This window comes from Rhodococcus parequi (assembly GCF_046042785.1).
GTDB classification, from domain to species: domain Bacteria; phylum Actinomycetota; class Actinomycetes; order Mycobacteriales; family Mycobacteriaceae; genus Prescottella; species Prescottella parequi.
Map to the genome: position 1 here is coordinate 452,363 of NZ_JBDLNV010000005.1, position 26,652 is coordinate 479,014.

Sequence of the window (26,652 nt, forward strand, 5' to 3'; positions counted from 1 at the left end):
CCGTCGTCCCGGGGGCGGCCGACGACACGGATTAGGCTGTGGCGTCATGGGAGCCGATTCACCGACGTCGTCCGTGCCCGCCATCGCTGCAGACCACCCCGGTGTGGCCGAATTGTTCGCGGTCCTCGCCTATGGCGAGATCTCCGCGTTCTACCGCCTCGCCGAGGACGCCCGCATGGCCCCTACGCTGCAGGGACGGGTCGCGCTCGCGAGCATGGCGGCCGCCGAGATGGGTCACTTCGAGACGCTGCACAAGGCACTCACCGATCGGGGACTCGAGGTCTACGCGGCGATGGATCCGTTCGTCCGCGCCCTCGACGCGTACCACGCGTCGACGGACCCGTCGACGTGGCTCGAATCGCTCGTGAAGGCGTACGTCGGTGACGGCATCGCGGCCGATTTCTACCTGGAGATCGCGCACTCGCTGGATCCCACGGTGGGCGCAATCGTCCGCGAGGTGCTTGCCGAGGTGGGCCACTCCGAGTTCGTCGTGCAGGAGGTCCGGGCCGCAGTGGCCGCGAGCACGAGCGAGAAGGACCGGCTGATGCTGTGGGGGCGCCGGCTGCTCGGGGAGGCAATCACCCAGGCCCAGTTCGTCCTCGCGCGCCGCGAGGACCTCACCGACCTCGTCATGACCGCGACCGGCAGCCTCAACGGTGTCGCCGCCCTGTTCGACAACATGCAGGCGAAGCACGCCGAACGGATGGCGGTGCTCGGCCTGGTGTGAGTGCACTGTTCGCTCTCAGCACAGCGGCACGGCAGGCTCGGGTGGGCGGGGCTGCATTAACCTGGCCGGGACAGCTTCAAGCGCTCGGAGAGTTCGGAGGTTGACCGTGGAGGTCAAGATCGGTGTAACTGACAGCCCGCGTGAGCTGGTCGTCAACAGCGTCCTCACGCCCGACGAGGTGGAGGCGCTCGTGACGAAGGCGCTCGGAGACGCGGGCGGTGTGCTCTCGCTCGTCGACGAGAAGGGGCGCAAGTTCCTCGTCCAGGCCGCGCGGATCACCTATGTGGAGATCGGTCCCTCGGACAGCCGCAAGGTCGGGTTCGCGCCGACCAGCTAGAGCCGGCAGATACGCGAAGGGCGCGGAGTCGAAAAGACTCCGCGCCCTTCGCGTATCTGCGTGGACTACGGCGCGTGAACTACCGCGCGCGGACTACTTGGTCTCGGCGTGCAACGGCACGTGCGACAGGCCACCCCAAGCGAGGGCGACGGTCGTGTCGACCGCTTCTTCCTTCGGGATCGGCCGCGCGGCCTCGAGCCAGTACCGGGCGGTGAACTGGCTGGCGCCGACCAGACCGACGGCGAGGATGCGGGCGCGGTAGGGATCCAGTCCCGAATCGTGCGCGACGAGGTCGAAGACGGCGTCGACGCAGGCCTCGGTGGCCTGCTCGACGCGGCGCGCCACCTGCGGCTCGCCCATCAGGTCGGACTCGAACACCAGGCGGAAGCCCTGCGTGTCGGTGTCGACGAAATCGAAGAACGCCTGCACGGCCGCCCGCACGCGCTGGCGGTTGTCGGTCGTCGAGCGCAGGGCCTGGCGAACACCCGAGATGAGGGTGTCGACGTAGCTCTGCAGCACCGCGACGTACAACTCCAGCTTGCCGGGGAAGTGTTGATACAGCACGGGCTTGCTCACGCCGGCGCACTCGGCGATCTCGTCCATGCCGGCGGCGTGGTAACCGCGGCTGACGAAGACCTCGCTGGCGGCCGCGAGCAACTGAAGACGCCGCGCGTCCCGGGGTAGCCGGGTATTGCGGCGGGTGCCCTGACCGTTTGCGGTCGTGGCGGCGCGATCGGAGTGTGTCCGATCCGCGAGTTCAGTCATGTCGCTCCCAATCTGCACAAAGAGCCCCGCTTCGTTCGGTGTCCGACCTCTCACGAACGCCTCGGGGCAAGATAAATCATTTGCACGATACCCGGACGGTTCTCGGCCGATTTCGCTGTCCTGAACTTGTCGTCGACGCGCCGTGTGCCCGGCATCGTCACGTCCCCTGTCTGCGAGTATTCCAGGATTCCACACGCGCGACACGGCGACGCGGTGAGCGATCGCCGTCAGCGGTGGGGCTGGGGGCCGGCGAGAGGCGCCCGAAGGGGCGGTGTGCCACCTCACAGGTAGCGCCGGACCCCTCCGGAATTCGGGCGCGCCGGGTGAACCCCCGGGCGGACTGTGAGATTCTGGCGGGGTGACTGACCGAGGAGGACCGCGCCTGGGGGGCACAGTTCCCGAAGTGTCCGACGACCCGGCAGCGGGCGATTCCCGGCTCCCGGGCGGCGACCCCGGCCGGGTGCCCGACCCGCACGAGCCGTTGCGCGCGCTGTGGGATCCCACCCGTCGGAACATCGGCCGTCCCCGGTCGCCGCGCCCCGAACGCGATGCGCGCAAGCAGAGCAAGCTCGGCAGGTTCGTCTCGATGTACGGATGGCGTGCCTACGCCATCCCGGTGCTGGTGATCGTCACGGTCCTCGTGCTCGTGGACGCCGTCCGCGGGGTCGGTGACTCGGACTCCGCGGCCTCCGCCGATCCCGGCTTCGGTGTGCTCAGCCACGAGGACGGCACCGACATCGTCGGCGTTCCGCCGGCCGCGGACGGCAATTTCGCGGACACGGTGCCCGCGGGTGCGTTGCCGGAGGGCGGGCCGTTCACCGCGACGGCCGCGGGCACCTGGCACGTCGTGCCCGGAGCGACCGGTCAGGTCGGTCAGGGCACCGAGCGGGTGTTCACCTACACCGTCGAGGTCGAGGACGGGATCGACACGGCCGGCTTCGGCGGCGACGAGTCGTTCGGCCGGATGGTCGATCAGACCCTCGGCAATCCGAAGAGCTGGACCCGGGATCCGCGCTTCGCGTTCCGTCGGGTGGACGCGACGGACCCGCTGCTGAAGGACGGGAACGGACCCGACTTCCGGATCTCACTGACGTCGCAGATGACCATTCGCGAGGCGTGCGGCTACGACATCCAGCTCGAGGTGTCGTGCTTCAATCCGGGCATCGACCGCGTGGTGTTGAACGAGCCGCGTTGGGTGCGTGGTGCGACGGCCTTCCAGGGCGACATCGGCTCGTATCGGCAGTACCAGATCAACCACGAGGTGGGGCATGCGATCGGGTACCAGGCGCACCAGCCGTGCGAGGCCGACGGTGGGCTGGCCCCGGTGATGATGCAGCAGTCGTTCGGCACCGCGAACAACGACATCGCCAAGCTCGACCCGGAGGGCGTCGTACCGATGGACGGCAAGGTGTGCCGCTTCAACCCCTGGCCCTACCCCCGCGGCTGAGGACAGGCAGTGACCGCCGCCGGAACCGCCCGCATCGGGGACACCGCGTGCGCGGGATTCCTGTTCGACATGGACGGCGTCGTCACCGACACCGCCCGCGTGCACGAGCGGGCGTGGAAGCGACTGTTCGACGGTTTCCTGGCCGAACGCGGACTGGGGGAGCCGCCGTTCACGTCCGACGACTACCTGCAGTACGTGGACGGACGGCCGCGCGTCGACGGCGTCGCGTCGTTCCTGGCGTCGCGTTCGATCGAGATACCGCACGGACAGCCGTCGGATCCGCCGACCGAACACACGGTGTGCGGGCTCGCGGCCCGCAAGGACGCGATGTTCGGTCACGAACTCGACGAGCACGGTGTCGAACCGTTCCCGGGCACCGTCGCGCTCATCCGGCGCCTGCGTGCGGCGCACGTGTCGGTCGCGCTGGTGACCGCGAGTCGTAACGCGGCGCGGGTGCTCGACGCGGCCGGGCTCACCGATCTGTTCGACGCGCGCGTCGACGGCACGGACGTCGACCGGCTGTCGCTCGCCGGCAAACCCGAGCCCGACACGTACCTCGAGGGGGCGCGGCGGCTGGGTCTGTCGGCGTCCGAGTGCGTGGTGCTCGAGGACGCGCTCGCGGGCGTCGAGGCGGGCCGGCGCGGAGCCTTCGGGGTGGTCGTCGGCGTCGACCGAGCCCAGCACGCGGACGCGCTCCGGCAGGCGGGCGCCGACGTCGTCGTGCCCGACCTGAGCGATCTCGAGGTGCGATTGCCGACCGCCTAGGCTGGACGCGAGCGTTGACCGGTCGAGTTCAGGAGCGTGTGGTGTCCGCGAAGAGTCCGCTTCCCCCTCTGGTGGAGCCGGCGGCAGAGTTGAGCCGCGACGAGGTGGCCCGCTACAGCCGGCACCTGATCATCCCGAACGTGGGCACGACGGGACAGCGGCGCCTCAAGAACGCACGTGTCCTGGTGATCGGCGCGGGTGGGCTGGGTTCGCCGACGCTGCTGTACCTCGCGGCGGCCGGTGTCGGCACGATCGGCATCGTCGATTTCGACGTGGTCGACGAGTCGAATCTGCAGCGTCAGGTCATCCACGGCACCGCCGACGTCGGACGGTCCAAGGCGCAGAGTGCGCGTGAGTCGATCCGGGAGATCAACCCGCACGTCGACGTCCACCTGCACGAGTTCCGGCTCGACGCGACGAATGCCGTCGAGCTGTTCGGCGAGTACGACCTGATCCTCGACGGCGCCGACAACTTCGCGACCCGGTATCTCGTCAACGACGCCGCAGTGCTGGCCGGGCGGCCGTACGTGTGGGGGTCGATCTACCGGTTCGAGGGCCAGGTGTCGGTGTTCTGGGACGCCGCCCCGGACGGGCGCGGCATCACGCTGCGCGACCTGTATCCGGAGGCGCCGCCGCCGGGCACGGTGCCGTCGTGCGCGGAGGGCGGCGTGCTCGGCGTGCTGTGCTCGTCGATCGGGTCGATCATGGCGACCGAGGCGATCAAGTTGATCACCGGCATCGGGGAGTCGCTGCTGGGCCGGCTGATCGTCTACGACGCGCTCGCGATGAACTACCGGACCGTGAAGCTCAGCCGCGACCCCGGCAGGGTGGCCGTGACCGAACTGGTCGACTACGACGCGTTCTGCGGGGTGGCGCCGGTCGCCGAGGCGGATCGGGACGCCACGATCACCCCGCTGGAACTGCGGGCGCTGCTCGATGCGGGCACCGACGTCGCGATCGTCGACGTGCGGGAGCCGGTGGAGTGGGACATCGTGCACCTGCCCGGCGCGACGCTGATCCCGAAGGACCGGATCCTGTCGGGGGAGGCCCTGGCCGAACTGCCGCAGGACAGGCGGATCGTGCTGCACTGCAAGACCGGCGTCCGTTCGGCGGAGGCACTGGCCGCGGTCCGGAAGGCCGGATTCGCCGACGCGGTGCACCTGCAGGGCGGCGTGATCGCGTGGGCACACCAGGTCGACCCGTCGCTTCCGGTCTACTGAACGCCCCACGGATCTATTCAGCGTGGCCTTCGGAGAGCCTCACCGAAACGGACGGTCTGCAGCGGTAGCCTGACGGCCGTGAGCTCTACGCAACCGCCCCAGCACGTCTGTTCGACGTTCGGCCTCCGCGAGGTCGAGCCGGTCGCGTTGGGCGCCGACTGGGACGGCGGCTGGCGCTGCGGTGACGTCGTGCTGTCGGCCGTTGCCGATCATGCGCGTGCGGCGTGGTCCGCGAAGGTGCGCGAGACACTCGCGGTGGACGCGGTGCGGCTGGCCCGTCCGGTGCGGGCGACGGACGGCCGCTACGTCGTCTCCGGTTGGCGCGCCGACACGTTCCTGGAAGGTTCCTCGGAACCGCGGCACGACGAGGTCGTGTCGTTGTCGCTGCGCCTGCACGCCGCGACCGCGCAGCTCGAGCGTCCGCGATTCCTGGCCCAGCCGCCGGTGGCGCCGTGGGCCGACGTCGACGTCTTCGTCGCCGCGGACCGGGCCGCGTGGGAGACCGTCCCGCTGCGGACCGCGCGTGCGGCCGGGGCGCTCGAAGACCTGACGCCCGACGCCAAGCGCAGCGTCGACGTGATCGGCCAGCTCGCGACCCTGCGCAAGCCGGTGCGGTCCCCGGACCAGTTGGTGCACGGAGACCTGTTCGGCACCGTTCTGTTCGACGGCGCCGTCGCGCCGGGCGTCACCGACATCACCCCGTACTGGCGGCCGGCCGCGTGGGCCGCCGGGGTGGTCGTCGTGGACGCGCTGTCGTGGGGCGGCGCCGACGAGGGCCTGATCGCGCGTTGGGAAGACCTGCCCGAGTGGCCGCAGATGTTGTTGCGGGCGTTGCTCTTCCGGCTCTCGGTTCACACGCTGCATCCGCGCTCCACGCCGGACGCGCTGCCCGGGTTGCTGCGGACCGCGGACCTGGTGCGGCTGATTCTCTAGCCGGCGTACTGCTACCGCGTCGGCCTACGCGTAGCCCGCGAGGAGTTCGTCGAAGAAGCAGCGCGCCGCAGCGACGGCTCGCTCGCTGTCGCCGTCGACGACCGCCTCGACCAACGCGCTGTGCTCGTCGTGGAAGCCCGCCCCGGTCGCGGATGCATGCTTGAAGACGGTCTCCTCGATCGCGGGCAGCAGCGAGTCGTAGAACTCCAGGTACACCCGGTTGTGACTGGCGGCGACGATCCCGCGGTGCAGTGCGATGTCGGCGGCGATGGCCGCTCGCAGATCGCTGCCGTGCCAGGCGTCGATTCGTGCCGCGAGCAGGGCGCGCAGGTTCTCGATGTCGGCGTCGTCGCGGCGGCGGGCGGCCAGTCCCGCGGCGGTCACGTCCAGCGACTGCCGCAGTTCCAGGACGTCGCGTTCGTGCGCGCCGGCGAAGTACTGGCCGAGCGTGCCGCTCACCTCGGACGCCGCCAGCACGAACGTGCCCGATCCCTGCCGACGCTCGAGCAGCCCGGTGTGGACGAGTGCCTGGACGGCCTCGCGGACGGTGTTGCGTCCGGTCCCGGTGAGTTCGGAGAGCTCGGGCTCGGTGGGGATGCGGGAGCCGACCGGCCAGTTGCCGGATCGGATCTCTTCCCGGAGCTGGTCGGTCACCTGGTTGATCAGGGTGCTGCGGCGGACGGGTTGCAACGGCGCTCCTGCGGGTAGACGGGGGTCACACGAATTATGCTTTGCCAGCTTTCGTCCGGTCATCCTATGATTTATCGGGTCGAGTGCCAAAGCCCTCCGGCGGGTGCGCTCCCGATTCTTCTCCGATCGATCACGGAACGAGGCAGTACATGACCGCGCCTGCAGGCAGTTCCCGCTCCGCGGGTTCCACCGCCCAGGCCCCGCGTGGGCCACAACCGCTCCTGGCAGGCCGGGTACTGGTGTTCGCCGCGATCGCGATGTCGGCGCTGGTGCTGCGCACGGCGGTCACCTCGTTCACCCCCCTCGCCGACCAGATCGGCGCGGAACTGGGCTTCTCGTCCACCGTCGTCGGCGTCTTCGGCATGGTGCCGACCGCGATGTTCGCGGTGTTCGGGCTCCTCACTCCGGCCATCGCGCGCCGACTCGGGCTCGAGTGGACCGCTCTGCTCGGCATGATGATGGCCGGCGTCGGGATGCTGACCCGCGCGATGGTGTCGGACACGTGGTCGCTGTTGGCGTTGTCGGCACTCGCCCTCGGCGGCATGGGTATCGGCAACGTCGTGATCCCGCCGCTGGTCAAGCGGTACTTCGGCGACCGGTTGGCGCTCATGAGTTCGGTCTACATCACGGGTGTGCAGATCGGCACGATCCTGCCCGCCACGGTCGCGGTGCCGCTCGCGGACGCGTTCGACTGGCGGATCTCGATCGGCGTGTGGTCGCTGGTGGGGTTCGCGGCCGCCGCGCCGTGGCTGATGATCCTCGCTCGCGGGCGTAAGCAGGTCGGCGGCACCACTGCCGCTGCGGCGCTGCCGGCCGAGTCGCACGCGCCCGGGCGCCCGTGGCGTTCGCCGGTCGGCTGGGGGATGGCCGGCATGTTCGGCATGACGTCGCTCATCACGTACTCGATGTTCACGTGGATCCCGAAGATCCTCACCGAGGCCGGGGCGAGCGAGTCGTTCGGCGGCAGCATGGTTGCGCTCTTCTCGTTCATGGGGCTGATCGCGGCGTTCGCGGCACCGAGCGTCTGCGCCCGGATGCGCAACCCGTTCCCGATCGTGGTGGGCTGCGCGCTCGCCTACGCGATCGGCTTCACCGGACTGTTCCTCGCTCCGATGGCGGCGCCGATCCTGTGGGTCGTCGTGATCGGCCTGGGCCCGAGCACGTTCCCGATGTCGCTGACACTGATCAACCTGCGCACCCGCACGCACACCGGGTCCGCGGCACTGTCCGGATTCACGCAGGGCATCGGCTACACCGTCGCGTGCATCGGCCCGCTGCTGTTCGGCGTGCTGCACGAGTCGACGGGCGGTTGGGGTGCGCCGTTCGCGCTGCTCGGCGTCGCCGTCGTCGTGGTCCTGATCTCCGCGTGGGCGGCGTGCAAGCCGCGCATGCTCGAGGACAGCTGGGGCGCGAAGGCCGCCTGACCTGGGCGTCCGTCGACCTCACCGACCGGACGCGCGATCGTGAGCGAGAGTTGACGGACGGGTCACCGGGCGCAGCACCGACGCAACACCGGCCTCCTACCTTGGGGTTTCCCACACAGGTAGGAGGCTCAGGTGACCACTCTCTCCGATCGGCCCACAGCACCGTCCGCCGACGCACCCGTGGTGCGCGGGCACCGCATCGAGCACTGGGACGCCGAGGACGTCGCCGCCTGGGAAGCCGGTGGCAAGGCGATCGCCCGACGCAATCTCGTGTGGTCGGTGGTCGCCGAGCACGTCGGCTTCTCGATCTGGTCGATCTGGTCGGTGATGGTGCTGTTCATGCCGACCGACGTGTTCGGCATCGACGCCGCCGGAAAGTTCTTCCTCGTGGCCGTCCCGACCCTCGTCGGATCGCTCCTCCGCATCCCGTACACGGTGGCGACGGCCCGGTTCGGGGGGCGTAACTGGACGATCTTCAGTGCGCTGGTGCTGTTGGTCCCGACGCTGCTGACGCTGTGGTTCGTGATGCACCCGGGCACGTCGTACACGACGTTCCTGCTGGTCGCGGCCACCGCGGGTGTCGGCGGCGGCAACTTCGCGTCGTCGATGGCGAACATCAACGCCTTCTACCCGCAGCGGCTCAAGGGGTGGGCACTCGGGCTCAACGCGGGCGGCGGCAACATCGGGGTACCCGTCATCCAGCTGGTGGGCCTGCTCGTGATCGCGACGGTCGGCAACACCGCGCCGTATCTGGTGTGCGCGGTCTACCTCGTGCTCATCGGTGTCGCCGCGGTCGGCGCGGCGCTGTTCATGGACAATCTCGCGGGCCAGAAGGCCGACCTCCGCTCGATGCTCGAGGCGCTGCGGGTGCGGGACTCGTGGATCGTCAGCTTCCTGTACGTCGGCACATTCGGGTCGTTCATCGGGTTCAGCTTCGCGTTCGGCCAGGTGCTGCAGATCAACTTCCTGGCCGGCGGCGACACTCCGGCGCAGGCCGCGCTGCACGCCGCGCAGATCGCGTTCGTGGGCCCGCTGCTGGGATCGATCGCCCGTCCACTCGGCGGCCGGCTCGCCGACCGCGTCGGAGGTGGGCGGATCACGCTGTGGACGTTCGCGGCGATGGTGCTCGCGGCCGCGGTGCTGGTCGCGGCCGGCGCCGCGGACGACTCCACCCCCGGGGCCGCGACCGGTGCCACCATGACAGCACTGGTGATCGGGTTCGTCGCGCTGTTCGTGCTGTCCGGCATCGGGAACGGCTCGGTGTACAAGATGATCCCGTCGATCTTCGAGACCCGGTCCCGTTCGCTCGGCGGCCTGGATGCGGCGGGCCGGGCCGCGTGGTCGCGCAACATGTCCGGTGCGCTCATCGGGTTCGCCGGCGCGATCGGCGGTCTCGGCGGCGTCGGGATCAACCTCGTGCTGCGGGCCTCGTACAGCAGCCCGGCCAAGTCGGCGACCATGGCGTTCTGGGTGTTCCTCGGCTTCTACGTCGTGTGCGCGGTGGTCACCTGGATCGTGTTCGTGCGACGCACGACGGTGCCGAACGAGGTTGCCGGACAGCCGATCGCGGTGACGCCGTGACCGCGCCCGCCGTCGCCGGACGGATCGATACGCACTGCCCCTACTGCGGCCTGCAGTGCGCGATGACGCTCACTCCCGCCGGCGCGGCCGGGGTGACCGTCACGGCCCGGCAGTTCCCGACCAACCGCGGCGGCCTGTGCCAGAAGGGATGGACGAGTGCCGAACTGCTGCGACACCCGGACCGGCTCACCACCCCGCTGGTCCGAGCCGGTGGGCGACTGCGGCCGGCGTCGTGGGACGACGCCCTCGACCGGGTCGCCGACGGCTTCCGCGCCGCGCAGGCGGCCGGGGGACGTGACGCGGTGGGAATCTTCGGCGGCGGCGGGCTCACCAACGAGAAGGCGTACATGCTCGGCAAGTTCGCGCGCGTCGCGCTCGGCACGTCGAACATCGACTACAACGGGCGCTTCTGTATGTCGTCGGCGGCCGCGGCGGGGATCCGCGCCTTCGGCCTCGATCGGGGGCTGCCGTTCCCGGTGTCGGATCTGACGTCGGCGAAGGCGATCCTGCTGGTCGGGGGCAACGTCGCCGAGACGATGCCGCCGCTCGTCGGGCACCTGACGGCCGCGGCCGACGCCGGCGGGCTGATCGTCGCCGACCCGCGCCGTACCGCGACCGCGGACCGGGCCCTGGCCGGCGGCGGCCTGCATCTGCAGCTCGCGCCCGGCACGGATCTGCCGCTCGCGCTGGGGATGGTGCACCTCGCCGTCACCGAGGGCCACCTCGACCGCGAGTACATCGAGGCCCGCACGTCCGGCTTCGACGACGCGTGGCTCGCGGCCGCGCAGTGGTGGCCCGAGCGCACCGAACGCGTCACCGGGGTGCCGGTCGCGGCGCTGCGGCGTGCGGTGGAGATCCTGTCGCGGTCGCGCCGGGCCGACACCGGCGCCTACGTGCTCACCGCCCGCGGCGCCGAGCAGCACGCGACCGGCACCGACACCGTCTCGGCGTGGATCGCCCTGGCGCTCGCGCTGGGACTGCCCGGACGGCGGGGCAGCGGCTACGGGCCGGTCACCGGTCAGGGGAACGGTCAGGGCGGCCGCGAGCACGGGCAGAAGGCCGACCAGCTGCCCGGATACCGCAAGATCACCGATCCCGTTGCGCGCGAGCACGTTGCACACGTGTGGGGTATCGACCCGGCGGACCTGCCCGGGCCCGGTCGCAGCGCGTACGAACTGCTCGACGCGCTCGGCCGGGGCGACGGTCCCCGCGCGCTGATGGTCCACGGGGCCAACCTCGCGGTGTCGGCGCCGCGGGCCGGGCACGTCGTCGACCGGTTGCTCTCCCTCGACCTGCTGGTGGTGTGCGACTTCCTGCTGTCGGAGACCGCCGCGATGGCCGACGTCGTGCTGCCGGTCCTGCAGTGGGCCGAGGAGGAGGGCACGATGACGAGCCTCGAGGGGCGCGTGCTGCGTCGCCGCCGGGCCACGACTCCGCCCGACGGCGCGCGCGGCGAGCTCGAGGTGCTGCGGGACTTGGCTGTTCGGCTCGGTCAGCCCGAGCACCGGTTCCCGGTCGAGCCGCGCGTGGTGTTCGACGAACTGCGCGCGGCGTCCGCGGGCGGGGTGGCCGATTACGCGGGCGTCACGTACGACCGGCTCGACGCGGGGGAGACGCTGCACTGGCCGTGCCCCGACGTCGACCATCCCGGGACGCCGCGGCTGTTCCTCGACCGGTTCGGGACGGACGACGGCCGCGCCCGGTTCACGGTCGTCGAGCATCGCGGGCCCGCGGAGGAACCGGATGCCGACTTCCCGCTCGTCGCGACCACCGGACGCGTTCTGGCGCACTACCAGTCGGGTGCGCAGACCCGACGGGTCGGCGAGCTGACGACCGCGGCCGGGCCGATGTTCGTCCAGCTCCATTCCGACACCGCGGTGCGGGCGGGTGTGTGCGACGGGGACGACGCGGTGGTCGTCGGGCGCCGCGGCCGAGTGTCCGTCGCGGTGCGGTGCGACGACTCGATGCGTCTGGACACGGTGTTCCTGCCGTTCCACTTCGCGGGCGACGCGCGCGCCAACCTGCTCACCAACCCGGCGCTCGATCCGACGAGCCGCATGCCGGAGTTCAAGGTGTGTGCGGTGCGGATCGAGCCGGCCCGGGCGGTGACGCCGTGACGCGCGTGGTGATCGTGGGCAACGGCATGGCCGGCGCCCGGTTGGCGGAGGAGCTGCGGCGTCGCGAACGTGATCCGGCCCGGCTCGGGATCGTGGTGTTCGGCGCGGAGCCGCGGGCCGCCTATAACCGGATCCTGCTGTCGAATGTGTTGGCGGGCAGCATCACCGCCCGCGACACCCGGTTGCGGCCGGACGACTGGTGGGCCCGCAACGGCGTCGACGTCCGCGTCGGGGTGCGGGTGACCGGGATCGACACCGCGACGCGAACCGTGCACGGCGACGACGGCACGGCCCTCGGGTACGACGAGTTGGTGCTCGCGACGGGCAGTGTCCCGTTCGTGCCGCGCATCGAGGGGATGGCGGCCGACGACACGCATGTCGTCGCCTTCCGGACCGTGGAGGACTGCGAGCGCATCGCCGAGGCCGCGGGGCGGGGCCGCCGCGCCGTCGTGCTGGGCGGCGGACTGCTCGGGCTCGAGGCGGCCCGTGGGCTGCTGCTGCGCGGCGCGGACGTCACGGTCGTGCACCCCAAGGCGGTGCCGATGGAACGGCAACTGGACGACGGCGGCGGCCGGGTCCTCACCCGGGTCCTGACCGGCCTGGGAGTGCAGGTGCTGCTGGGGCGTCGAGCGGTCGCCCTGCGCCGCGACCACACCGGCCGCACGCTGGTGCTCGGTGACGGCACCGAACTGCCCGCGGATCTGGTGGTGTTCACGGCGGGTATCCGGCCGGCGACCGAACTCGCGGCGGCCGTCGGTGCCACGGTGGAGCACGGCATCGTCGTCGACGACGCGCTGCACACCGACGTCCCGCACGTGTGGGCGATCGGGGAGTGCGCGCAGCACCGCGGCGAGGTGTACGGGCTGGTGCAGCCGGGCTGGGAGCAGGCGGAGGTGGTCGCCGATCGGATCACCGGCGCCGACGCGGCCGCCGAGTACCACGGCACTCCGCCGGTCACCCGGCTCAAGGCACATGACATCGATCTCGCGTCGATGGGTGATGTCGGTGCGGACCTGCACGACGGCGAGCACGAGGTTCTCACCGTCGCCGACCCGGCCCGGGGTCGCTACGCCAAGTTGGTCGTGGCCGACGAGCGGATCGTCGGCGCGGTGCTGCTCGGGTCGCCCGACGTCGTCGGAACCGTCACGCAGATGTTCGACGCGAAACTGCCGGTGCCGCACGACCGGATGGCGCTGCTGACCGGTCGACCCGGGACGTCGGTGGAATCCGTCAGCCCCGCCGGCATGCCGGGCAGTGCCGTGATCTGTCGTTGCAACTCGGTCACCAAGTCGAGCCTCACGGGCGCGTGGCGGGCCGGGGCGCGGTCGGTCGCGGCGCTCGCGACGGCGACCCGGGCGACGACGGGCTGTGGCGGCTGCGGTTCCACGGTGGAAGGGATCTGCGAGTGGCTGCGGACCACCGATCCCCAGAACGAGCACGACGAAGACACAACACAACCGGCCCGGAAGGAAGGTGCGGCATGAACGGACGGACCGCGATCGTGATCGGACACGGCATGGTGGGGCACCGATTCGTCGAGGCGCTGCGGGCGCGCGACGACGCCGATACCTGGAGTGTGACGGTGCTGTGCGAGGAGGACGTACCCGCGTACGACCGGGTGGCGCTGTCGTCGTATGTCGGCGCGTGGGATGTACGGGAACTCGCCTTGGCGGGCAACGACTTCGGTGGAGACGATGCCGTCGATCTGCGGGTGGGTGTGCGGGCCGAGGCGATCGACCGGGCCGCTCGCACCGTGACGACGTCGGCAGGAGAGACGCTGCCCTACGACGCGCTCGTCCTCGCCACCGGGTCGTACCCGTTCGTGCCGCCGGTCCCCGGTCACGAGCACGACCTGTGCTTCGTCTACCGCACCCCCTCCGATCTGGACGGGATCCGGGCGCGCGCCGAGGCTGCCCGGCCCGGCGCGGCCGGTGTCGTGGTCGGCGGCGGGCTGCTGGGGCTCGAGGCCGCGAACGCGTTGCGACAGTTGGGTATGACGCCGCATGTGGTCGAACACAATGCCCGGTTGATGCCGCTGCAGGTCGACGAGGGTGGCGGCGCCGTGCTGGCCCGGCTGGTCACCGACCTCGGGCTCGCGCTGCACACCGGCACCGGTATCGCGTCCATCACCGACGGACCGGCCGGGGTGCGTGTCGAGCTGTCCGACGGTGCGGTGATCGACGCGGCCCTGCTGGTCTTCTCGGCGGGTATCCGCCCCCGCGACCAACTGGCCCGCGATGCCGGGCTCGACGTCGCCGAGCGCGGCGGCATCCTCACCGACAGCGGTTGTGTCACCTCCGATCCCGCGGTGTTCGCGGTGGGCGAATGCGCCGCGGTCGAGGGCCGCTGCTACGGGCTCGTCGCCCCCGGGTACACCACGGCCGAGGTGGTCGCGGACCGGCTGCTCGGCGGGGACGCCGTGTTCCCGGGGGCCGACCTGTCCACCAAGCTCAAGCTGCTCGGCGTGGACGTCGCGAGCTTCGGCGACGTGCAGGCCACCACCCCCGGCGCTCTGGAGGTGGTGCTCAGTGATGCCGCAAAGGGCACGTACGCGAAGCTCGTGGTCTCCGACGACGCGAGGACGCTGCTCGGCGGAATCCTCGTCGGCGATGCGAGCGCGTACGGGTCGCTGCGTCCGCTCGTCGGACGGGAACTGCCCGGGGATCCGGCGGCACTGATCTCCCCGGCCGGCGAGAAGCCCGGCGCCGGTGCGCTGCCCGACGACGCCCAGGTGTGCTCGTGCAACGCCGTCACCAAGGGCGAGATCTGCGCGGCGATCGCCGACGGCGCGTGCGACCTCGCCTCGGTCAAGTCCTGCACCGACGCGGGCACCACGTGCGGCGGTTGCCTGCCGACCGTCAAGGCGCTGCTCGCGTCGTCGGGCGTGGAACTGTCGAAGGCGCTGTGCGAGCACTTCACCCAGTCCCGTGCCGAGCTGTTCGAGATCGTGCGGGCCACCGGGACCCGCACCTTCTCGGGCCTGATCGCGCAGTACGGCAGTGGAACCGGCTGCGACATCTGCAAACCCGTCGTCGCATCGATCCTCGCGTCCACGTCGTCGGACCACGTGCTCGACGGCGAGCAGGCGTCGCTGCAGGACACCAACGACCACTTTCTCGCCAACATCCAGCGCAACGGCACCTATTCGGTGGTGCCGCGGATGCCCGGTGGCGAATGCACACCCGAACAGCTCATCACGATCGGGGAGATCGCCCGCGACTTCGGTCTCTATCTCAAGGTCACCGGCGGCCAGCGGATCGACCTGTTCGGCGCCCGCGTCGAGCAGCTGCCGGAGATCTGGCGGCGGCTGGTGGACGTCGGCATGGAATCCGGTCAGGCCTACGGGAAGTCGCTGCGCACCGTGAAGAGCTGTGTCGGATCCACGTGGTGCCGGTACGGCGTGCAGGACTCGGTGGGCATGGCGGTGCGGCTCGAGAACCGGTACCGCGGCCTGCGGGCACCGCACAAGATCAAGTTCGGGGTGTCGGGGTGTGCGCGCGAGTGCGCGGAGGCCCGCGGCAAGGACGTCGGCGTCATCGCCACCGACAGCGGCTGGAACCTGTACGTCGGCGGCAACGGGGGCCAGTCGCCCCGGCACGCGCAACTGCTCGCCGGCGGCCTCGACGACGAGACGCTCGTCCGGTACATCGACCGCTACCTCATGTTCTACGTGCGCACCGCCGACCGGCTGCAGCGCACCGCGCCGTGGGTGGAATCCCTCGAGGGCGGGCTCGACCACCTGAAGTCCGTCGTGTGTGAGGACAGCCTCGGGATCGCCGCCGAACTCGAGGCGGCGATGGTGCGGCACGTCGCCGGCTACCGCGACGAGTGGGCGGGCGTGCTCGACGATCCGGACAAGCTGTCGCGTTTCGTGTCGTTCGTCAACGCCCCCGACGTGCCCGACCCGACGGTGGTGTTCGACGACTCCGGAACCCGCAAGGTGCCCGTCCTGATGGGCATACCGGACGTTCCGGGACGCCGTTCGGAACTCTCCTCGAGCCGGTAATCGCGGAGTAACGCCGCGGAAACAACCCGACTTTTGAATGAGCACAGCACAGGGAGGTCTGCGATGACGGTGATGGAGAGCTGGGTGTCCGGCGAGGTCGGCACCCACGAGACGCCCTTCGAGGCGGAGGGACGGCACTGGACGTCCGCGTGCACGCGGAGCCATCTGATCCCGGGGCGCGGCGTGGCCGTGCTCCTGCGCGGCGGCGCCCAGGCAGCGCTGTTCCGGCTGGCCGACGGCAGCCTGCGGGCGGTCGGCAACATCGACCCGATCGGCCGGGCGGCGGTGATGTCCCGCGGGCTGGTCGGAGATCGGCACGGCGAACCCACGATCGCGTCACCACTGCTCAAACAGGTGTTCTCGCTCGTCGACGGCCGCTGCCTCGACGACGAATCGGTGCGCCTGCCGGTGTACCCGGTCCGTGTGGTCGAGGGCCGCGGCGACGACGTCGTGCAGGTGTGCGTGATCCCGGTCGGGTCGACGTGACGGCTGGGGGGCGGCCGAGCGGTGACGAACTGCGCGGATTCACGGTGGGGATCACGGCGTCGCGCCGGGCGGACGAGCTGGCGACGCTGCTCGTCCGGCGGGGTGCGGACGTCGTCCACGCGCCGGCCATCCGGATCATCCCGCTCGCCGACGACACGGAGCTGGCCCGGGTGACCGAGACGATCGTCGCGGATCCGCCGGAGGTGATCGTCGCGACCACCGGGATCGGCTTCCGCGGTTGGATGGGCGCGGCCGAGGGCTGGGGTGTCGGCGAGCAGTTGCTGACCGCACTGGGGTCGGCCCGCATCCTGGCCCGCGGGCCGAAGGCGACCGGGGCGGTCCGGGCGGCGGGTCTCCGCGAGGAATGGTCGCCGAGTTCCGAGTCGTCGGCGGAGGTGCTCGAACACCTGCTGGGAGAGGGTGTCGCGGGCCGAAGGATCGCAGTGCAACTGCACGGCGCGACCACGGAATGGGAACCGATCCCGGACTTCTGCGCCGCGCTGCGGGCAGCGGGCGCCGACGTGATCGCGGTGCCCGTGTACCGGTGGACACCGCCCGACGACTGCGGCGCGGTGGACCGGCTGATCGAGTCCGTCGGGTGCGGCGGACTGGACGCGGTGAGCTTCACCAGCGCACCCGCCGTCGCCTCGATCCTGGGTCGAGCCAAGCAGATCGGTGCTCTCGAGCCACTGCTCCGTGCCCTGGACGGGCGGGTGCTCGCGGCGTGTGTCGGTCCCGTCACCGCGGCGCCGCTGACCGCGCTCGGGGTGCCCACGACCGCCCCCGAACGCTCGCGCCTCGGGTCGCTGGCGCGGCACATCGCGGACGAGTTGCCCCGGCGGGACGCGCACGTGCAGGCGGGCGGGCACGAACTGAGCGTGCGCGGCACGTGCGTCGTCGTCGACGGCGAGGTCAAGCCGCTCTCGCCCGCCGGGATGGCGCTCGTGCGACGCCTGGCGGAGCGGCCCGGCATGGTCGTCTCCCGCGCGGACCTGCTGGCGTCGTTACCGGGTGGCAGCGGCGATCCGCACGCCGTCGAGACCGCGATCGCCCGGCTGCGCAGCCACCTCGGTGCGCCCAAGGCGGTGCAGACCGTCGTCAAGCGGGGATACCGGCTGGCGCTCGATCCGGCCGAGTACGACCGATTGCTCGAAGCGAGCGGGTCGTGAGCGGCGCGGAGTTGGTGCTGGTCGCGCACGGCACCCGCAGCAGGGTCGGAGTCGAAACCGTTGCGGCGCTGGCCGATGCAGTCGGTGAGCGGGTCGGAAGCGTGCGCACCGCGTTCGTCGACGTGCTGGGGCCGTCGCCGACCGAGGTGCTGCGCGACCTCCGGGGTCCGGCGGTCCTGGTGCCGGCGTTCCTGGCCTCCGGGTTCCACGTCCACACCGACGTTCCCCGCGCCGTCGTGGACAGCGGGCACCAGCGGGTCACTGTGACCCGGGCGCTCGGACCACATCCGGTCCTGGCGAGGGTGCTCGCACGGCGGCTGCACGAATCCGGTTGGCGACCCGGCGATGCCGTGGTGCTGGCCGCGGCGGGCTCCTCGGATCCGCGGGCGCGCCACGACGTCCGGCGGGCCGCGGCGATGCTGTCGGCGCGGGTGCGCCGCGACGTCCCGGTCGGCTACATCGCGACCGGGACGCCCACGGTGCCGGAGACCGTCGCGCGGCTCCGGGCGGCGGGGGAGCACCGGGTGCTCGTCGCGTCGTACCTGCTGGCGCCCGGTCTGTTCCACACGAGGCTCGGGCAGGCCGGGGCCGACGGCGTCACGGACCCGCTCGGCGCCCACGACGCGATTGCCGACCTGGTCGCCGAGCGGTTCTTCCTGGCGAGTCCGCGAGCGGCACGGATCAGCGCCGGAAACCCAGTTGCCGTTCGGCGTTCGACAGCGCGCTGACGATGCACGTGCCGATCGGCCCGCGGCGGTCGAACATCGTGGTGCTGCCGACGGAGATGCCGTCGACGCTGAGGTGATTGTCGGCCTCGATGCCGATCTCGGGGCCTTCCGGCAGCCGGGACAGTGCGAGTGTGAGGTCGGCGTTGATGAACCCGATTCCGGCGGTGCCCCAGTTGGTCATGAGACTGGTGGTCTCACCGACCATTGCGGCGCGCACGAACGGGGACGGATCCTCGCCGGCGACCACAGGGATCTGGTACTGCCACATGCGCTTTCGGCTCGAGCCCTCGTGGTCGCGCAGCGACGGTGACCATCCGGCGGGGTGTCCGTCGCTGCCGATCCACGGATGCGACGGGGCCTGCAGTGGTTCCAGGAGGCTCAGCGGCGGCGGTTGCGGGGCGTCGGGACGGGTCCAGAGCTCGCCCGGGGGCTGCTCCGAGCGGCGCAGGAAGACGACCGACGCGCGGGCGACGGCCTCGCCGTGCTGGAGCACCTCGGCGTCGGCCACGCGGATCCGGTTACCGTCGCGCACGCTGCGGGTGACGACGTGGAGCAGCTCGGCCCGCGCCGGCCGGAACAGGTCGACGGTCAGTCGCGCCGGAACGAACCCCTCTGCACCGTGGCTGTTCTCGATGGCACGGGCGAGGATGCCGGTGATCGCCGGTCCGTTGATCATGTCGGGTGACCACTTGCTGATACCCATGTCGAGCGGGGCGTATCCGTCACCGTCCCGGCGCAGGAATCCGATCTCGGTCATCTCCACGACTGCTCCTTCGTCACGACTGTTTCCCGGAACATACGACATCGGGCGTGATCGGCGACACAGGTGTCGACGCCGGACCGGTCGGCTCTTTGCGCACCGGTGTGCAAGAAACCCTCACGACGGGGTCCGAACCGGACTACCGTGAGAAGCGACCGGGCACGCTCGGCCCACCGATCGATCCAGGTCCGGGGCTCGGAGCGTGCGAGGCGGACGTCGGCGCAGGCCGGGAGGAGGGTTCTTCGGATGACCGCGACATCAGTCGACAGACAGGGCTTCAGCTCGCTCCGGAAGGGCGGGCTCAACTGGGACGCCTTCCCGCTGCGCCTGTTCATGAAGGGCAACGCCAAGTTCTGGAATCCGGCGGACATCGACTTCACGCAGGACGCCGAGGACTGGGCCTCGCTCAGCGACGAGGAGAGGCGCAGTTCCACCTATTTGTGTACACAGTTCATCGCCGGTGAAGAGGCGGTCACGGAGGACATCCAGCCGTTCATGAAGGCGATGGCCGCCGAGGGTCGGTTCAACGACGAGATGTATCTGACGCAGTTCTGTTTCGAGGAGGCCAAGCACGTCCAGGTCTTCCGGCGGTGGATGGACGCGGTGGGTCTCGACGGTGACCTGCATCCGTTCGTCGCGGAGAACCCGCACTACCGCACGCTGTTCTACGAGGAGCTGCCGCGATCACTGCGGATCCTCGAGACCGATCCCAGCCCGGCCAACCAGATCCGCGCCAGCGTCACCTACAACCACGTCATCGAGGGCAGCCTCGCACTCACCGGCTACTACGCGTGGCAGCGCGTGTGCACCGAGCGCGGCATCTTCCCGGGCATGCAGGAGTTGATCAAACGCATCGGCGACGACGAGCGCCGGCACATGGCGTGGGGAACCTTCACGTGTCGGCGCCACGTGGCCGCCGACGACAGCAACTGGGACCTCGTCCAGCAGCGGATGGGCGAGCTCCTTCCGCACGCGCTCGACATGATTCAGTGGGTCAACGACCAGTTCGAGGAACCGCCGTTCGGCATCGCCCCGCAGGATTTCCTCGACTACGCCGCGGACCGCGCGCAGCGGCGCCTCGGTGCGATCGAATCGGCGCGGGGCAGGCCCGTCGAGGAGATCGACCTGGACTACTCGCCCGAGGCACTCGAGGAGACGTTCGGCGAGGAGGACGCGGCAGCCATCGCCGAAGTCGCGGCGGAGGCGTCGTCGATGTGAGAGGCGTCTCCATCTCAGAGATCGCTTAATTGCCGCGGCTACCGTTCGCGGTCCTATGAGCGAACACGAGACACCCCGCCGCCGCAGACTCTCCACCCGACAGGTCGTCGCGCTCTTCGGCGTGCTCGTCGTCGCCGTCGTCGGCGCCGTGTCGTACTTCACCGTGTTCGCCGACGACTCCCCGGCGGGAGCCGATCCCGACACCTCGCTCGAGGCCGGTCCTCCCGCCGATACCGGCGCCGACGCCCTCGCACAGGCCCGCCGCAGCCTGCAGCAGACGAGCTTGCCGTTGTCGCTGCTCAACGGTGGGGTGAACCAGCTGGTGGACGGGGGCCGTCAACTCGACGACGGCGCCAATCAGCTCTCGGTGGGACTCGGCCAGGCCCGGGACGGGGCACAGCAGCTGTCGGCCGGGCTCGACCAATTGGGCGGAGGCGTCGGACAACTCGGCGACGGTGCGCAGCAGATCAGTGGCGGCGTCGACGAGGTCGTGGACCGGCTCGCCGGGCTCGGGGACCTGCAGGGGCAGGTCACCGGTTCGCTGCGGCAGGTGGCGGCAGCGCTGTCGGCATCCACCGATCCGGTGTCGCAGGCGGCGTCCGGACGCGTGAACGACCTCGTCACGCAACTCGACTCCGAGGGACTCGGACCGGACACCCTCGCCCAGCTCGGGATGCTGAAGGACGGCGCTCGTCAGTTGTCGTACGAGCTGAGCGACCCGTCCGCCCAGTTCGTCAGCGGTGTGGGACAGGTCGCGGACGGCGCCCGGCAGCTGAGCGACGGCCTCGCCCTCCTCGACGACGGCGGCAAGGCGCTCGCCGACGGCACCGGTCAGCTCGTCGACGGCACGGGGCCGATCACCGGTGTGGTGCAGGGACTTTCGACGAACGTGTCGGACGCGTCGAAAGCGCTGCCGTCGGCGCAGACGAAGGCGCCCGAGGCGGACACTGCCGTGCAGGCCGCCCCGGACGCCGACGCCGACCGAACTCCGGCGTGGGTCTTTGTCGCCGGTGCGCTCGCGCTGCTCCTGGTGGTTGCGGCGGTCGCGTACGGGTCCTTCGTGCTCGGCCGCCGTCAGAGGTTGCCGAAGGCGCCGGCATAGCGGATCGCGGCAGAACCGGCGCCGGTCCGGTATCAGTCGCGGCGGCCGCGGAGGCGATAGAGGGCCTTGATGTCGCGGGTGACGGCCTTGTCCGCCGCAGTGCGTTTGCTCGCCTGCCGCACGTCGCCGCGGGATGCCGCCCACTCGCTCTCGCGCACCATGCGGCGGTAGCGGTCGAGCCGGTCGAGGTCGAGACGACCGTCGGTCACCGCGTCCTGGACCGCGCATCGTGGTTCGCTGCGGTGCCGGCAATCCCGGAAGCCGCACCCGTGGGCGATCTCCTCGATGTCACCGAAGACGTGCTCGATGCCGTCGCCGACGTCGTGCAGGCCGACGCCGCGGAGTCCCGGGGTGTCGATCAGGACGCCGCCGCCGGGGAGCGGGAACAGCTCCCGATGCACGGTGGTGTGCCGTCCCTTGCCGTCGACGGCGCGGACGTCGTTCGTGTCCATCCGGTCGACGCCGAGCAGGGCATTGGAGAGCGAGGACTTCCCGGCGCCGGAGGGCCCGAGCAGCACGGTGGTCCCGGGGAGACGCCGCGCCAGATCGTCGATGCCCGCACCGGTGCGAGCACTGACGGTGACGACGTCCACGCCGATTGCCAGCGCGGAGACGTCCGCCGCAGTCGTTGCCGGATCGCGCTCGGCGACATCGGCTTTCGTCAGGACGATCACCGGGGTGGCGCCCGCGTTCCAGGCCAGTGCCAGCAGACGCTCGATCCGGCCGGGTTTGATCGGTGCCGCGAGGGAGGCGACCACGGCGAGGGTGTCGACATTGGCGGCCAGAATCTGGCGGTGCGATGTTCGATCCACCGATGCGCGTGCGATGACGCCGCGCCGCGGGAGTAGCGCCACGAGTCGCGGTTGTGGGCCGGGCTCGAGCGCGGCCCAGTCTCCGGTGCACACCGTGTGTTCGGGGTCGGCGGTGGTGACTGCCGTGCTGTCGGCGCGCACCGCGCCACCCGCGGTCAGTGTGTCGCAGAGACCGCGGTCGACCCGGGTGACGCGGGCGGCGATCAGCCCTCGCGAGCCGTACTCGGTGAACAGTTCGGCGAGTGTGCCGTCCCAGCCGAGAGCGGCGAGGTCGTATGCGGCGGAGTTGGGGGATGGTGAGAAAGACATGGTGAGCCCCTTCGGGATTCGGGCCCCGTCGGAGGACGCGCTTCACCCTCGGTGCGCGCTGGTGCACACCGTCCGATCAGGAAGAGGGGAGCCGACTCAGACCGAGGCCCGGGACGTGAGGATGGTCCGGGCACTGCCCACGGCAGTGGCTGTCACCGCAATCATCGACTCACCTCCTGGTCGCACTCGAACGTCTGCGGACGACCCTAGCGACCGATGTCGCAGGTCCGCAACGTGATTTAGCGCGCGGAGTGAATGCCCGGGTGAATCCGCCGCCGGATTCCCGGATCAGGACACACGGGGCGCGGCGATCGGTAGCGTTCGCGCCGACACGAGCGCGCCGACAGTCGGTCGGTCGGATTCTGGGGAGGAACATTCGATATGGGGACCTCGAAGTCGGGGTGGGGACGCGTTCTCACGGCGGCCGTTGTCATGGCGACGGTTCCGCTGGTCGCGGTGCCGGCGACGGCGTCGGCCGGAGGCGACGTCACCGGCGGACGAGTGGAGGCTGCCTCGGGCGCCTATCTGGTCAAGTCCACCAAGGTGTCCGACCGCAAGGTGACCATCTCGGTGTACTCGCCCTCGATGGGCCGCAACATCCCGCTCGAGGTGATCGTTCCCGCGGATCGCAGCGCGCCGCGCCCCACGCTGTACCTCCTCAACGGCGCCGGTGGCGGAGAGGACCGGGCCACGTGGCAGCGCAACACCGACATCAACCAGTTCTTCCAGGACAAGAACGTCAATGTCGTCACCCCGCTCCAGGGTGCCTTCAGCTACTACACCGACTGGCAGAAGGACGACGAGAAGCTGGGCCGCCAGAAGTGGCAGACCTTCATGCTCGAGGAGCTTCCGCCGGTGATCGACGCCGAGTTCGGAACGAACAAGGTGCAGTCGATCGCCGCGATCTCGATGACCGGCACGTCCGTCCTCAACTACGCGATCGCCAAGCCCGGCTTCTACAAGAGCGTCGGCTCGTTCAGCGGCTGCGCCGAGACCGCGACCCCGGCCGGCCAGAGCTTCATCCAGACCGTGGTCGGTCTCCGTGGCGGGGTGGACGTCACCAACATGTGGGGACCGCTCGACGGACCCGGTTGGGGGCAGAACGATCCCGTCGCGAACGCCGAACGCCTCCGCGGCACGGAGCTGTACGTCACCACCGGATCCGGGCTCCCCGGCCCGCACGAGACGTTGGACGGCGTCGGCATCGACGGCCGACCGGCCGCGCTGGCCAACCAGGTGATCGTGGGCGGCATCATCGAAGCGGCCACCAACTACTGCACCCACAATCTCGCCGATCGGCTGGCCCAGTTGCAGATTCCGGCGACGTTCGACTTCAAGCCGGGCGGTACCCATTCGTGGGGTTACTGGCAGGACGACCTGCACAATTCCTGGCCCATGATCGCGCGGTCGATGGGGATCTGACCGACCGCCCGAGCGCCCTCCGCGGGCCCGGGAAGGATTCGATAGTTGCGCTACGTACCTTCGGGTTGGTTTCATCGACGTGCACGTGTGGTCGGGGAACTCACTGTGGTCGGGGCGGAATTGGGGAGGTTCGGCGTTCATGCCGTATCTGGGTTTGATCGTGATGGTCCTGTGGGTGTTCTGTCTGGTCGACGTGATCGTCGCCGACGAGCACGCGGTACGGAACATCCCGAAGATCGGTTGGGCCATCGTCGTCGTGCTGCTGCCGCTGCTGGGATCGGTGCTGTGGCTCGTCGCCGGGCGCCCGGAGGGCGGATACGGCGCGGCGCGTCGTACCGGCCCGCCGGCGGCGTTTCCGGAGTACGACCGTCCCGGACGGCACATCGCGCAGGATTCGGAGACCGACGAGGAGTTCCTGCGGCGTTGCCGCGAGCGCGCCGAGGAGCAGCGTCGCATCGGCCGCGAACAGCGGCGCACTCAGTCCGACTGACCGTGGCTCACCCGGGCAGCGACAGCAACTCGACGCGCTGACCGTCGACCGGACGGGGCGGCAGGAGCGCGAGCGCGTCCCGCCCGATCAGTCCCGCCAGGTGTGCGGTGCGCACCATCGTGTCGGCCCGCCAGGTCCCGTCCACGTGCCGGGCAACGGGCACGATCCGGGTGACCGGCGCGCCGGCCTCCGACGCGTTGGTCACCGCGCCGGTCAGCGGGACGATGGGCGTGCGCGCCGTCAGCCCGTCGACGATCGCGGGCACCACCATCAGCAGGGTCGCCACCGCCGCGAGCGGGTTCCCGGGTAGCCCCAGGACCACCCGGCCGTCGGGCAACGTGGCGGTGACCTGCGACCCCCCGGGGCGGCAGCGCACCCGCCCGACGACGATTCGAGCGCCGGCCCGCAGGAGCGCGTCGCGCAGTTGATCGGCGGCGCCGCCGCCCGTCGCGCCGACGACCACGATCACATCGGTGTCCCGTGCGCCCTCGAACAGTGCGTCGAATCCGTCCGCGGTGTCCCTCAGGTGGGTGTTCGTCACCGTGTGAACACCGCAGTGTCGCAGCATGTCCGGCAGCACCGGACCCAGCGAGTCGCGGGTCTGTCCGTCCCGCAGCGGTCCGTCCCGGCGAATCTCGTCGCCCGTCACCACGACGTGCGCACGTACCGGCCCGCGCACGCGGGCCCCCGTCACTTCCGCGCTAGCGGCGGCCGATACCAGCATCGGGGTGACGGCCGCACCAGGCTCGGCGAGGTGGTGTCCCGGCTGCCAGTCCTCTCCGCGGCGTCGCGTGTCGTCCCGCTCCGGTGTGTCCGGGCGGCGCACCACGAGTTTGCCGACGGAGTCGGAGGCCACGTCGACGAATTCGTCGCGGATCACCGCCGTCGCGCCGGACGGGACGTGGGCGCCGGTGGCGATCCGCACGGCGTCGCCGTCGGTGAGCGCGAGGTCGGTGGACGAGCCGGCGTAGCGGATCTCGGTGTGCAGGCGCCACGGCCCCCTCCCGGCGACGGCGTACCCGTCCATCGCGGAGACGTCGAAACGTGGCAGTGCCTCCGCGGCGACCAGCGGGGCGGCAAGCGTGGCGCCGAGCGCGCCGACGAGCGCGGTCTCGTGGATCGGCAAGGGCACGATCGTGTTTCGGATCGCCGCCCGTGCCTCCTCGACGTCCATCGGCCCCGGGACGCCAGCGACACGCGCCCGTTCGAGGTCGGCCATCGTGTCGCAGTCGGCGACGCCCGCGCACTCGAGGGTGACGTGACGGTCCGGTACGAGCGTCCTCATCGGCAGGTTCTCGAGGTCGGTGAGTGCGCCGAGACGCGCGGCCAGCGCTGAGCGGCGCCACGCGGACAACAGGAACTGCAACCGGCCCGCCTCGTCGACCGCGAACGCCGCCTCCGCGTCCGGGGCGTCGGACAGGCTCGTGGCGAGGGCGGTGACCGTCGCGCGGTCGAGGCTCGGCAGGTCGGCGGCGAGGACGATCACGAGACCGTCGGGTCGATCGTCGAGCGCGGCCAGGCCGGCGGCCAGCGCCGCCACCGGGCCGGCGCCGGCCGGGGACTCCTGGGCCTGCACGATCGACGGAGACAGATCGGCGCGGTGCGGGCCCACGACGACGATGCGGTCACAGGTCGCGACGGCGTCGAGTGCGGTGTCGAGCATGCGCCGGCCCGCGACGACGAGGGCGGGCTTGTCGATACCGCCCATCCGGGTCGCGCGTCCACCGGCGAGCACGATCGCGTCGGTGGGATTGCCGGGGTGGCCGAACGTGGTCATGAGCCAATGCTGCCTCATCGACCGACTCCGCGCGGGGGCGATCGGAACCGGTGGCGCGCCACCGATCAGAACTGGTGGCGCGCCACCGCGAGATCCACCCGTCCGTCCCGGATCGGCACGCCTTCGCGTTCGAGCTTGGTGACCTGTCGGTGCGCCAGATGCGCGGCGGGACGGCCGGACGCGCCGAGTACCCGGTGCCACGGCAGGTCGGCCGAGTCGGTGCGCATGATCCAGCCGACGGTGCGGGGGCTGGAAAGTCCTGCCGCCGAGGCGATGTCACCGTAGGTGGCGACGCGGCCGGGAGGAATGGACGCGACGAGGTCCCGGACGCGTTCGATCTGTTCCTCGGTGGTGGCGGCCACGCTTC

At 70.9% G+C, this 26,652-nt stretch carries 24 protein-coding genes; 18 read left to right on the forward strand and 6 right to left on the reverse strand.

What is annotated here, in order from left to right:
- The first annotated feature begins 46 nt into the window (after positions 1-46).
- Positions 47-727, forward strand: a complete 681-nt coding sequence (locus ABEU20_RS16655) for a ferritin-like fold-containing protein (protein WP_420165483.1) — start codon at positions 47-49, stop codon at positions 725-727.
- A 106-nt stretch (positions 728-833) separates the two neighbouring features.
- Complete coding sequence (locus ABEU20_RS16660) at positions 834-1,064, forward strand: DUF3107 domain-containing protein (RefSeq protein ID WP_420165484.1); 231 nt, start codon at positions 834-836, stop codon at positions 1,062-1,064.
- Between the two features lie 93 nt (positions 1,065-1,157).
- Here ABEU20_RS16660 and ABEU20_RS16665 read toward each other — a convergent pair whose 3' ends face one another.
- Positions 1,158-1,829: a TetR/AcrR family transcriptional regulator gene (locus ABEU20_RS16665; RefSeq protein WP_013416717.1), complete on the reverse strand. Its 672-nt coding sequence runs from the start codon at positions 1,827-1,829 to the stop codon at positions 1,158-1,160.
- A 358-nt stretch (positions 1,830-2,187) separates the two neighbouring features.
- Here ABEU20_RS16665 and ABEU20_RS16670 point away from each other — a divergent pair, with 358 nt between their 5' ends.
- The 4 genes from ABEU20_RS16670 to ABEU20_RS16685 all read left to right on the forward strand — a co-directional run bounded on the left by ABEU20_RS16670 (position 2,188) and on the right by ABEU20_RS16685 (position 6,194).
- Positions 2,188-3,276, forward strand: coding sequence for a DUF3152 domain-containing protein (locus tag ABEU20_RS16670; protein ID WP_420165485.1), 1,089 nt, complete (start codon positions 2,188-2,190; stop codon positions 3,274-3,276).
- 9 nt (positions 3,277-3,285) lie between these two features.
- Positions 3,286-4,041 carry an HAD family hydrolase gene (locus ABEU20_RS16675; protein WP_420165486.1) on the forward strand — a complete coding sequence of 252 codons (756 nt, stop codon included), beginning with the start codon at positions 3,286-3,288 and terminating at the stop codon, positions 4,039-4,041.
- 41 nt (positions 4,042-4,082) lie between these two features.
- On the forward strand, positions 4,083-5,261 hold the full coding sequence (moeZ, locus tag ABEU20_RS16680) for an adenylyltransferase/sulfurtransferase MoeZ (protein WP_420165487.1): 1,179 nt from the start codon (positions 4,083-4,085) through the stop codon (positions 5,259-5,261).
- A 78-nt stretch (positions 5,262-5,339) separates the two neighbouring features.
- Positions 5,340-6,194, forward strand: coding sequence for a TIGR02569 family protein (locus tag ABEU20_RS16685; RefSeq protein ID WP_420165488.1), 855 nt, complete (start codon positions 5,340-5,342; stop codon positions 6,192-6,194).
- A gap of 24 nt (positions 6,195-6,218) precedes the next feature.
- On the opposite strand, the gene ABEU20_RS16690 is transcribed toward ABEU20_RS16685, so the two are convergent.
- The gene (locus tag ABEU20_RS16690) at positions 6,219-6,884 is read right to left on the reverse strand and encodes a FadR/GntR family transcriptional regulator (protein WP_420165489.1); all 666 of its coding nucleotides are present in this window, start codon (positions 6,882-6,884) and stop codon (positions 6,219-6,221) included.
- Positions 6,885-7,141: 257 nt separating this feature from the next.
- Between ABEU20_RS16690 and ABEU20_RS16695 the strand changes: the two genes are divergently transcribed.
- From ABEU20_RS16695 to ABEU20_RS16730, 8 genes are all read left to right on the forward strand, one after another.
- Positions 7,142-8,308 (forward strand): MFS transporter, encoded by a 1,167-nt coding sequence (locus tag ABEU20_RS16695; RefSeq protein ID WP_420165577.1) that lies wholly within the window; start codon positions 7,142-7,144, stop codon positions 8,306-8,308.
- A gap of 132 nt (positions 8,309-8,440) precedes the next feature.
- Entirely contained in the window at positions 8,441-9,889 is a 1,449-nt protein-coding gene (locus ABEU20_RS16700; protein WP_420165490.1) for a nitrate/nitrite transporter, read from the forward strand.
- Positions 9,886-12,006 (forward strand): molybdopterin oxidoreductase family protein, encoded by a 2,121-nt coding sequence (locus tag ABEU20_RS16705; RefSeq protein WP_420165491.1) that lies wholly within the window; start codon positions 9,886-9,888, stop codon positions 12,004-12,006. Before ABEU20_RS16700 ends, ABEU20_RS16705 begins: the two co-directional genes overlap by 4 nt.
- Positions 12,003-13,490 (forward strand): FAD-dependent oxidoreductase, encoded by a 1,488-nt coding sequence (locus ABEU20_RS16710; RefSeq protein WP_420165492.1) that lies wholly within the window; start codon positions 12,003-12,005, stop codon positions 13,488-13,490. Before ABEU20_RS16705 ends, ABEU20_RS16710 begins: the two co-directional genes overlap by 4 nt.
- Positions 13,487-16,012 (forward strand): nitrite reductase large subunit NirB, encoded by a 2,526-nt coding sequence (gene nirB, locus ABEU20_RS16715; protein ID WP_420165493.1) that lies wholly within the window; start codon positions 13,487-13,489, stop codon positions 16,010-16,012. The genes ABEU20_RS16710 and nirB overlap by 4 nt, the downstream gene beginning before the upstream one ends.
- Positions 16,013-16,075: 63 nt before the next feature.
- Positions 16,076-16,498: a nitrite reductase small subunit NirD gene (nirD, locus tag ABEU20_RS16720; RefSeq protein WP_420165494.1), complete on the forward strand. Its 423-nt coding sequence runs from the start codon at positions 16,076-16,078 to the stop codon at positions 16,496-16,498.
- Entirely contained in the window at positions 16,495-17,667 is a 1,173-nt protein-coding gene (locus ABEU20_RS16725; protein WP_420165495.1) for a uroporphyrinogen-III synthase, read from the forward strand. Before nirD ends, ABEU20_RS16725 begins: the two co-directional genes overlap by 4 nt.
- Positions 17,664-18,395 carry a sirohydrochlorin chelatase gene (locus ABEU20_RS16730; RefSeq protein WP_420165496.1) on the forward strand — a complete coding sequence of 244 codons (732 nt, stop codon included), beginning with the start codon at positions 17,664-17,666 and terminating at the stop codon, positions 18,393-18,395. Before ABEU20_RS16725 ends, ABEU20_RS16730 begins: the two co-directional genes overlap by 4 nt.
- Here the strand turns inward: ABEU20_RS16730 and ABEU20_RS16735 are convergent.
- Positions 18,349-19,152 (reverse strand): acyl-CoA thioesterase domain-containing protein, encoded by an 804-nt coding sequence (locus ABEU20_RS16735; RefSeq protein WP_420165497.1) that lies wholly within the window; start codon positions 19,150-19,152, stop codon positions 18,349-18,351. The genes ABEU20_RS16730 and ABEU20_RS16735 overlap by 47 nt on opposite strands.
- A 249-nt stretch (positions 19,153-19,401) precedes the next feature.
- Between ABEU20_RS16735 and ABEU20_RS16740 the strand changes: the two genes are divergently transcribed.
- Together ABEU20_RS16740 and ABEU20_RS16745 are read left to right on the forward strand one after the other, a co-directional pair.
- Entirely contained in the window at positions 19,402-20,373 is a 972-nt protein-coding gene (locus ABEU20_RS16740) for a R2-like ligand-binding oxidase (protein ID WP_420165498.1), read from the forward strand.
- A 55-nt stretch (positions 20,374-20,428) separates the two neighbouring features.
- On the forward strand, positions 20,429-21,475 hold the full coding sequence (locus ABEU20_RS16745; RefSeq protein ID WP_420165499.1) for a hypothetical protein: 1,047 nt from the start codon (positions 20,429-20,431) through the stop codon (positions 21,473-21,475).
- A gap of 32 nt (positions 21,476-21,507) precedes the next feature.
- Here the strand turns inward: ABEU20_RS16745 and rsgA are convergent, their stop codons facing one another.
- Positions 21,508-22,596, reverse strand: a complete 1,089-nt coding sequence (rsgA, locus tag ABEU20_RS16750) for a ribosome small subunit-dependent GTPase A (protein ID WP_420165500.1) — start codon at positions 22,594-22,596, stop codon at positions 21,508-21,510.
- A gap of 381 nt (positions 22,597-22,977) precedes the next feature.
- On the opposite strand from rsgA, the gene ABEU20_RS16755 reads away from it, so the two are divergent.
- Together ABEU20_RS16755 and ABEU20_RS16760 are read left to right on the forward strand one after the other, a co-directional pair.
- Positions 22,978-24,018 (forward strand): alpha/beta hydrolase, encoded by a 1,041-nt coding sequence (locus ABEU20_RS16755; protein WP_420165501.1) that lies wholly within the window; start codon positions 22,978-22,980, stop codon positions 24,016-24,018.
- 139 nt (positions 24,019-24,157) lie between these two features.
- Positions 24,158-24,508 carry a PLD nuclease N-terminal domain-containing protein gene (locus ABEU20_RS16760; RefSeq protein WP_420165502.1) on the forward strand — a complete coding sequence of 117 codons (351 nt, stop codon included), beginning with the start codon at positions 24,158-24,160 and terminating at the stop codon, positions 24,506-24,508.
- Positions 24,509-24,515: 7 nt separating this feature from the next.
- On the opposite strand, the gene ABEU20_RS16765 is transcribed toward ABEU20_RS16760, so the two are convergent.
- Both ABEU20_RS16765 and ABEU20_RS16770 read right to left on the reverse strand, forming a co-directional pair.
- A complete protein-coding gene (locus ABEU20_RS16765) occupies positions 24,516-26,285 on the reverse strand; it encodes an NTP transferase domain-containing protein (RefSeq protein WP_420165503.1) in 1,770 nt (589 codons plus the stop codon).
- Between the two features lie 65 nt (positions 26,286-26,350).
- The gene (locus ABEU20_RS16770; RefSeq protein ID WP_420165504.1) at positions 26,351-26,647 is read right to left on the reverse strand and encodes an MGMT family protein; all 297 of its coding nucleotides are present in this window, start codon (positions 26,645-26,647) and stop codon (positions 26,351-26,353) included.
- Positions 26,648-26,652 lie beyond the last annotated feature (5 nt).